Source organism: Pseudofrankia coriaricola (genome assembly GCF_001854805.1).
Classification (GTDB): Bacteria; Actinomycetota; Actinomycetes; order Frankiales; family Frankiaceae; genus Pseudofrankia.
On sequence record NZ_MBLO01000128.1, the window covers coordinates 1 to 9,010 of the forward strand.

The window sequence follows — 9,010 nt, forward strand, 5'->3', positions numbered from 1 at the left end:
CCATCCAGGCCCGCCAACGATCCGGCTCCACCCGCTCGCCCCACGCGCAGCATGACCACATCCCGGAAAGATCAAACTACGCTTCACGGCATTGCATCCGGGTGTGGTCTCGGTAACCGGGTACCCGGAGGCTGTCGAGATCTATGGAGACCGGGACGCGTTCTCGTCGTGTAACGCGGTGAGTGGTCCTTTCCCGGGGCTGCCCGTGCCGCCCGAGGGCGATGACATCAGCGTGGTGATCGAGCGGTATCGCGACCAGCTTCCGATGAGCGACTTCGTGGTCAACCTCGACGGCGAGGACCACATGATCCAGCGGGCGCTGTTGCGCAGGCTCCCGACCCCGGGCGCTTTGAAGAAAAGCGAGGACCGGACGCGGGCGCTAGCTGATCGCCAGATCGACGAGTTCATCGACGAAGGCGCATTCGAGGTCGGCGCTCACTACGCCAACTCGTTTTCGCTTCTGGTCATCGCGGATCTTTTGGGTGTCCCGGAGAAGGATCGCGAGGAGTTCCGCAAGCAACTGGGCGCGGAGAAGCCGACGCCGGATGTCGGCGAGCCCAGCCAGGCGGCGTCGAGCAATCCGCTGGAGTTTCTGTACCGGCGATTCGCGGAGTACATCGAGGACCGGCGTCGGGAACCTCGCGCCGATGTGCTGACGGACCTGGCGCTCGCGACCTACCCGGACGAGTCCACGCCGGAGCTGGAGGTGGTTGCCCGGCTTGCTTCGTTCCTGTTCGCGGCGGGTGGGGACACGACGGCGCGGCTGATCGCGTCGGGCATGCGGATTCTCGCCGAGAACCCGGAGCTTCAGGATCTCCTGCGCGGCGACCCGGGCCGGATCGGGGACTTCGTCGAGGAGACGCTTCGGCTGGAAAGTCCGACGAAAAGCGACTTCCGCCTGACCCGAGTGACGACGACGGTCGGCGGTGTGGAGATCCCGGCGGGCACGACGGTGGCCATGCACCCGGGGCAGTGAACCGTGACCCTCGCAAGTTCGACGAGCCCGAGCAGTTCCGCCTCGATCGCAGCAACGTGCGAGAGCACATCGCGTTCGGGCGCGGCGCCCACTCCTGCCCGGGTGGTCCATTCGCGCGGGCGGAGGCGAGAATCAGTATCGAGCGCTTTCTCGCCCGGATGGCCGACATCCAGATCTCCGAGTCCGCGCACGGCCCCGCTGACGCGCGGCGCTACGAATACGAGCCGACGTTCATTCTGCGGGGCCTGACCGAGCTCCACCTTTCCTTCACCCCCATCCGCTAGAGCACGGGGTGTTCACACCCCAGGGTGAGCGACAAGGTCCCTTCTCTCGAAAGGCACGTGCCAGATCGTGCTAAGTCGTGTTGCTGTGGTGACGGGTGGAGCATCAGGGATCGGCCTGGGTATCAGTGAGCGTCTCACCGCCCGTGGACACCGGGTGGCCCTGTTGGACGTGCAGGGTGACGTCGCCCGCCAGGCCGCCGACGAGCTGACGGCGAAAGGCGCCGAAGCGGTGGGCCTCGAGGTCGACGTCCGGGATCGGACCGCGGTCGAGGCCGCGATGGACGAGGTTCGCACGGCGTTAGGGCCGATCGAGATTGCCGTGACGAGTGCCGGGGTCGACGCGGACGGTGCATTTACCGCGATCAGTCAGGAGGCGTGGGAACGCGTTCTGGCGATCAATCTGACGGGAACCTTCCACTGTCTGCAGGCGACGGTGCCGGACATGCTCGCCGCGGGCTGAGGGCGCATCGTGACGATCTCGTCGTCGAGTGCGCAGTCCGGTGCGGCGAACCGCGCGCACTACATCGCGTCCAAAGGTGGGGTCATCGCCCTGACGAAGGCGTTGGCGATCGAGCTGGCGCCGCATGGCATCACCGTGAACACGATCCCGCCGTCGATCATCGACACGCCGATGGCGCATGCCGCGCAGGCGGCCGGGCACTTCCCCGGAGTCGACGTGATCGCCGCGGTCACGCCGGTACGCCGGGCCGGGGTCCCGGCGGACATCGCGGCGGCGTGCGAGTTCCTTTGCTCGGAGGACGCCGGGTTCATCACCGGCCGGCAGATCGGCGTGAACGGCGGCTGGTACCTGTGATCCCCTCAGCGCCGTCCACACAGCCCCCGGCCGCGTCGTCGCCGCGTGCCGCGATCGTGACCGGCGGGGGTTCGGGGATCGGCCTGGCCATCAGCCAACGCCTGGCAGCCGATGGCGTCGCCGTGCTCGACCGTAACGACGCGGCCGTGAAGACGGCGGTCGACAGCGTCGCCGAGGCCGGCGGACAGGCGATTGGAGTGACCGTCGACGTCGCCGACCGCGCCTCGGTCGACGACGCTGTCGAAGTCGTCCGAGAGCGGCTCGGGCCCACCGACGATTCTGGTGACCAGCGCGGGTCTCGACGGTTTCGAACGGTTCCTGCACATCACGCCCGCTGCCTGGGAGCGCATTCTCGCCGTCAACCTCACCGGGACCTTCCACAGCTGCCAGGCTGTCGTGCCCTATATGATCGAGCAGGGGTGGGGCGGATCGTCACGATCTCCTCGTCCAGTGCACAAACCGGTAATCTGCTGATGACGCATTATTCGGCGGCCAAGACAGGGGTCGTGGGGTTCGCCAAGGCGCTGGCCCTCGAACTCGGCCCGCAGGGAATCACGGTCAACACCATTCCACCGGGATTCATCGACACCCCGATGCTGCGCAGGTCTGAATCTCGCGGATTTCTCGGCAAGGGTGTCGATCAGCACGAGGCGACGACGCCTGTCCGGCGCGTCGGGCTGCCCGAGGACATCGCCGCGGCGTGTGCCTTCCTGGTACGCGAGGAAGCCGGCTACATCACGGGGCAGGTCATCGGGGTCAACGGCGGAAGGACCACCTGACATGGCACGGATCGAACCGCTTCCAGTCAAGCGCTGGCCAGCGCAGATGCGGCCAGCCTTGGCCGCCATGGACCCGCCGGAGCCGCGGTACTCCCGCCCCGTCCTGGAGAACCGGCCGAGGTCGATGAACACGCTCGGGACGTTCGCTCATCACCCGGCGCTCGCGCAGGCGTTCTTCACCTTCAACGGCCACGTCCTGATGGCGACCACCCTGTCCGAGCGGCAGCGGGAGCTGTTGGTCCTGCGGGTCGCGACAGTGCGCCAGTCCTCCTATGAATGGGCGCAGCACGTCTATATAGGGCGCGACGCGGGGCTGACCGACGAGGAGATCGGCCGGATCGCGTGGGGGCCGAACGCACCGTTCTGGACACCGCTGGAGGCGGCACTGCTGCGCGCCGCCGACGAGTTGATCGCGGATGGCACGATCAGTACCCCGACCTGGGCGGTGCTCGCTGGCGAGCTCGACAGCCAGCAGCTCCTCGATGTCATCTTCACTGTCGGCACCTACGAGACGATCGCCTGGATGATGCGATCGTTCGACCTCGACTTCGACGACGAGCTGATCCGCCTGCACTCCGCCGCCACGGACTCCACCCACGTCACCGGGACGAACACATGAGTATCGCCGTCACGCCGGTCTCGCCCGCGCTCGGCGGCGAGGTCGTTGGGCTGTCAGGCCACCAGCTCGTCGACGAACAGGTCGCCGCTGACTGCCTGGTCGCGCTCGAATCCTATGGCGTCGTCATCTGCCGCGACGTGCACATCGACAACGGCGACCTCGTCGCCTTTAGCCGCCTACTAGGCGACGTCGTCGTCGCCCCGATGGGTGGGCTGGAATCTCACCCTGAGATCTCCCCGATCAGCCTCGATCCGGCCAAGAGTGAACTGGCGAACTACCGGCGAAGCACGTTCTACTGGCACATCGACGGGGTCAACGACGACGTACCGCAGAAGGCTAGCCTTCTTACTGCGAAGCAGGTAACGGACGAGGGGGGCGAGACCGAGTTCGCGAACACCTACGCCGCCTACGAAGCGCTCCCCGACGACGAGAAGGAGTACCTGGCCACGCTGCGGGTCGTGCACAGCTTCGCCGCCGTGCAGTTGCTCACGAACCCTCATCCGTCCGACAAGGAACGCGCCATCTGGAATCGAGTTCCCTCCCGCGAGCATCCCCTGATCTGGACGCGCCGCAGCGGACGCAAGTCGCTGCTCGTCGGAGCCACGGCAGACCACGTCGTCGGACTCGCCGCGGACGAAAGCCGCGCCCTGCTCGACCGGCTCCTCACCTGGTCGACACGCGAGCGTTTCGTGCTCCGCCATCACTGGCACCGAGGGGACCTGGTCATCTGGGATAACACTGGCATGCTCCACCGCGCGCTCCCGTACGAACCAACCGCCCCCCGACTCATGCACCGCACCACCCTGGCCGGCGTCGAAACCATCGCCTGACATGGAGAGGGTCCCCTCATACCCGGGTGCCGGACTCAATTCCGGGGGTGACCTGCGGCTTTGAAGTCGCTCGTGGACTGATTCAAGATCCGCCCAAGGCGCGTGAGGCGGGGTGGGCTCGACGGCCGCGGGATTGCCTGACGGCGTCCCCGAATGGCGGTGATCGCTTGTCCGCAACGTGAGCCCGCGCGGCGGCGTCGGGGAGCGGTAAGCCGAGTTGAAGTTGTCTAAATGGTCGGAGTGGTCGATGCGTATAGGTCTGACGGGTGGCGCCTCGACGCCGGATAAGATCATCGGGCAGGCGAGGCGGGCCGAGGCGGATGGTTTCCACTCGCTGTGGTTCGCGAGCGTGGTGCAGGGCGACTCGTTGGTCGCGATGGCGCTGGCCGGCCGGGAAACCCGGGCGATCGAGCTGGGTACTGCGGTATTACAGACCTACCCGTGTCATCCGTTGCTACAGGCGCAGCGGGTCGCTGCGACGGTGGCGGCGATGGGCCGACCTGGCCTGACGGTTGGGCTGGGCCCGTCGCACGAGGCCAACATCAGCGGCGTGTACGGCCTGTCGTATGAGCATGCCGGCCGCAACACCGAGGAGTACCTGCAGATCCTGACTGGCCTACTGCGCGGCGAGGCGGTGGAGGTCACTGGTCAGGATTGGGCCACCCACGCTGCGGCCGGGACCGTCCGCGCCTCCCACCCGGTCCCGGTGTTGCTCGCGGCATTGTCGCCCTGCATGCTGCGGATAGCGGGCGAACACGCCGCCGGCGCGATCCTATGGATGGCCCCCGCCGCCGCGATCGAGAAACACGCCTACCCACGCATCTCCGCGGCCGGCCGACCAGCACCCCGCCTGGTTGCCGGGCTGCTCATCGTCGTCCACGACGACGAGCAGGAAGCCCGCTCCGCCGTAGCGGCAAGCTCCGTCATGTACGCCAGCTCGCCGGCCTACCAGCGGATCCTCGCGATCGGAGGCGCCGACAGCCCCGCCGACGCCGCGATCGTCGGCGGCGAGGCGGCGGTCACCGCGCAGCTCGAGGCGCTCCTCAACGCCGGCCCGACCGACATCCACGCACACATCGTCCCGGCCGGCGACGACAATGTGAGGGTCGCCGGGCGGTGGACGTACTTGTACCGGGCGATCGACCAGTTCGGCCAGGTCATCGACGTACTGGCCTCCGAGAAGCGGGACCTGGCCGCGGCCCGCCGGTTCTTCGCCAAGGCGCCGGCCCACGGCCGCCGTCCGGTCGCGGTGACCACCGACCGCGCCGCAGCGTACCCGCGGGTACTCGACGAACAGCTCCCCGCCGCCTACCACGTCGACGCCCGGTATGCGAACAACAAGGTCGAAGCTGATCGCGGCCGGTTGAAGGCACGGCTCCGGCCGATGCGCGGGCTCAAACGGCTGCGCTCCGCCCAGGTCATCGGCTCCGGGCACGCCTTCGGTCAGAATCTCCGCCGCGGCCACTACGAACTCGGCGTCGACGCCGAACCCCACCACCGACTCACAGCCGCGTTTACCGAGCTCGCGCAGGCCATCTGACCAGGCAACGAACCCGCCTCAGCCATGCCTCGGGCCGGCTCAACGCAACAGGCCCCCGTCCCGTCACATCGGTCCGGAAACATGCCGGCCTTGTGCGCACGAGTTGCTGGTGCTAACTTACGTCCCACGCTACTAGTACGTACTAGTGATGTGGGACACGAATGCCGACACATCTCTCCGCCCCGCATGTGCCATGCCCGCCCTACCGCGCTGCCGTCCACCGAGGGTGGCCGGCGCTGGGACACGATCAGGAGACTGTGAGTGATCCGTAAATCCCTTAACGACGGCTGGTCGTACCGCCGGAAGCCCGACGCGTTCCAGGCTCTGCTCGGCCGGGCGAACGACGGTTGGGAGCCGGTGCGGCTGCCGCACGACGCGATGGTGTGCCGTGAGCGGGACGGTTCGGATGCTGAGGCGGGTCACCGCGGCTACTTCCCGGCGGATGGCTACGAGTACACGAAGACGTTCTTCGTGCCGGAGGAGTACCGGGCGCGGCGGGTCACGCTGGAGTTCGAGGGCGTCTACCGCCATGCCCGGGTCTACGTCAACGGCGACCTGGCGGGGCAGTGCGCCTACGGCTACTCGAACTTCTATGTCCGTGCCGATCATCTGCTGCGGTACGGGGCGGACAACGAGGTGCGGGTGGAGGCGCGCAGCCAGGACGACAGCCGGTGGTATTCGGGTGGCGGCATCTACCGCGGCACGAGCCTCATCGTCGGCGGGCTGCTGCACGTGGCGCTGGACGGCGTGCGCGTCACGACCCCGGCCATCGACGACGAGCTGGCCATCGTCGCCGTGGCGACCGAGGTCGAGAACGAGTCGGCGGTGACGCGGACGGTCGAGGTGGTCACCGAGATCGTGGACGGCGACGGCGAGATCGTCGCGAGGGACGTCGCCCCGGTCACGGTGTTTCCCGGCGACACGGCCACCCTGCGCCAGGGGCTGACCGTGGCCGAGCCTCGGCGGTGGGGCGTGGAGCATCCCTACCTCTACACCTGTCGCACGGCGGTGACCGTCGAAGGCGAATGGCTGGACGAGGAGACGACCCGCTTCGGCGTCCGTTCGCTGACCGTCGATGCCCGCCGGGGCCTGCGGATCAACGGCGAGCCGGTGAACCTGCGCGGTGCCTGCGTCCACCATGACAACGGCGTGCTCGGCGCGGCCGCCATCGACCGGGCCGAGTGGCGCCGGGTGGAGATCCTCAAACAGGCCGGTTTCAACGCGATCCGTGGCGCTCACAACCCGGTCAGCAGGGCGTTGCTCGACGCGTGTGACCAGCTCGGCATGCTCGTCATGGACGAGCTGAGTGATGTCTGGACCCGGTCGAAGTCCGCGCACGACTACGCCGGCGACTTCATCGCCAGCTGGGAATCGGACGTCCGAGCGATGGTCGCCAAGGACGTCAACCACCCCTGTGTCGTCTTCTACTGCATCGGCAACGAGATCCCGGAGGTGGGCACAGCGCCCGGGGCGGTGCTCGGTCGCCGGCTGGCCGAGAAGGTCCGTGAGCTCGACGGCACCCGGTTCGTCACGAACGCCGTCAACGGCCTGCTCGCCGCAGGGCCGGAGGTGCTCTCGGCCATCGCCGCTGGCAGTGCCGAGTCCGCGGAGAATAACAGCGCGAACGGCAGCTCGGCGGGCGACGGGACCAGCGAGATGACCGGCGACGTCAACGACCTGATGACCCGTTTCCGCGAGTTCATGCCGACGTTGATGACCTCCGAGATCGTCACCATGCGGACCGCGGAGTCCATGGCGTATCTGGATGTCGCTGGCTACAACTACCTCGACTCCCGGTACGAACTGGACCGGACGCTGTTTCCCAACCGGGTGATCGTCGGCACCGAGACGTATCCGTCAGACATCGATCGCAACTGGCGGCTCGTCCAGGACAACAGCCACGTCATCGGAGACTTCACCTGGACCGGCTGGGACTACCTCGGCGAGCCGGGGATCGGCCGGGTCGAGTACCAGAGCGACCCTGAGGCGTCGGCCGGCGCGATGCCGGACCATCAGGGCGCCTATCCGTGGCTTGCGGCGTGGTGCGGTGACATCGACATCACCGGCCATCGTCGTCCCGCCTCCTACTACCGGGAGATCGTGTTCGGCCTGCGCGCTGAGCCCTACATCGCCGTCCACCGCCCTGAGCGGCATGGTGAGCCGGTCCGGCTGGCGACATGGTGGTCGTGGAGCGACTCGATCTCCAGCTGGAGCTGGGACGGCCATGAGGACGGGCCGGTCCGGGTCGATGTCTACGCGGCCGCGGACGAGGTCGAGCTGCTGGTCAACGGCCGTTCGGTCGGCCGGGCGTCGGCGGGGGAGAAGAACCGGTTCATCGCCGCGTTCGACACTGTCTACGAGCCCGGTGAGCTGACCGCCGTCGCCTACACCGGCGGGCACGAGACCGGCCGGATGTCCCTGCGCTCCGCCACCGGTGACGTCCGGCTCGACGTCACGGTCGACCGGGCCCGGATCACGGCCGACGACCGCGACCTCGCGTTCGTAGCCGTCACCCTGGTCGACGCCGCCGGCAACCTCCACAACACCGCCGACCGGCGAGTGGCCGTGGAGCTCGCCGGGCCCGGTGTGCTGCAGGGCTTCGGCAGCGCGGACCCGCGCTCGGAGGAGAACTTCTTCGACACGGTCCGGACGACCTTCGACGGACGGGCGCTCGCCGTCATCCGCCCGACCGCGCCCGGCGCGATCACGGTGACCGTCACGGCCGACGACTGCACTCCGGTCACCGCCCACATCGAGGCGGCGCCGGCGGCCCAGGCGGAGGAACCGCGATGACCGCCACGCCCGTCGACCGGCCGGGCCGGACACAGTGCCGGAACACAGCAAGGAGTCACGCATGAGCCGGGACGCCATCTCGAGCCCAGCGGATCGGGCGACCGGGCTCCTGCGGACGATGACCGTCGAGGAGAAGGCGCAGCAGGTCACCTCGACGATGCCGACCGGGCTTCTCGGCGTCGACGGCCTGCTCCAGGACGCGGCGGAGCGCGCCCTGGGGCTGGGGATCGGTCACGTCGCGGCGCTCGGAATGCTGGGCCACAAGACGCCCGACCAGGTAGCGAAGGCCGTCAACGAGATCCAGCGGTTCCTGGTCACCCGTACCCGGCTCGGCATTCCGGCGATCTTCCACGTGGAGGCGCTGAACGGGGTGGT

Annotated in this window: 6 protein-coding genes and 4 pseudogenes; all 10 read left to right on the forward strand. The window is 68.2% G+C overall.

The window, feature by feature from the left end:
• Positions 1-103: 103 nt before the first annotated feature.
• Positions 104-976: a cytochrome P450 gene (locus BCD48_RS19120; protein ID WP_071049810.1), complete on the forward strand. Its 873-nt coding sequence runs from the start codon at positions 104-106 to the stop codon at positions 974-976.
• Positions 973-1,260: a cytochrome P450 gene (locus tag BCD48_RS53835; RefSeq protein ID WP_071049811.1), complete on the forward strand. Its 288-nt coding sequence runs from the start codon at positions 973-975 to the stop codon at positions 1,258-1,260. Before BCD48_RS19120 ends, BCD48_RS53835 begins: the two co-directional genes overlap by 4 nt.
• Positions 1,261-1,324: 64 nt before the next feature.
• A pseudogene (locus BCD48_RS19130) lies at positions 1,325-2,074 on the forward strand (SDR family NAD(P)-dependent oxidoreductase).
• Between the two features lie 56 nt (positions 2,075-2,130).
• A complete protein-coding gene (locus BCD48_RS19135; protein ID WP_491677148.1) occupies positions 2,131-2,853 on the forward strand; it encodes an SDR family NAD(P)-dependent oxidoreductase in 723 nt (240 codons plus the stop codon).
• 1 nt (position 2,854) lies between these two features.
• Positions 2,855-3,472, forward strand: coding sequence for a carboxymuconolactone decarboxylase family protein (locus BCD48_RS19140; RefSeq protein ID WP_071049812.1), 618 nt, complete (start codon positions 2,855-2,857; stop codon positions 3,470-3,472).
• Positions 3,469-4,302: a TauD/TfdA dioxygenase family protein gene (locus BCD48_RS19145; protein ID WP_071049813.1), complete on the forward strand. Its 834-nt coding sequence runs from the start codon at positions 3,469-3,471 to the stop codon at positions 4,300-4,302. The genes BCD48_RS19140 and BCD48_RS19145 overlap by 4 nt, the downstream gene beginning before the upstream one ends.
• 247 nt (positions 4,303-4,549) lie before the next feature.
• Positions 4,550-5,380, forward strand: a pseudogene (locus BCD48_RS19150) (TIGR03564 family F420-dependent LLM class oxidoreductase); the annotation flags it as partial.
• Between the two features lie 21 nt (positions 5,381-5,401).
• Positions 5,402-5,842, forward strand: a pseudogene (locus BCD48_RS55735) (DDE-type integrase/transposase/recombinase); the annotation flags it as partial.
• A 261-nt stretch (positions 5,843-6,103) separates the two neighbouring features.
• Positions 6,104-8,635, forward strand: coding sequence for a glycoside hydrolase family 2 TIM barrel-domain containing protein (locus BCD48_RS19155; protein WP_071049814.1), 2,532 nt, complete (start codon positions 6,104-6,106; stop codon positions 8,633-8,635).
• Between the two features lie 61 nt (positions 8,636-8,696).
• Positions 8,697-9,010, forward strand: a pseudogene (locus BCD48_RS19160) (beta-glucosidase); the annotation flags it as partial.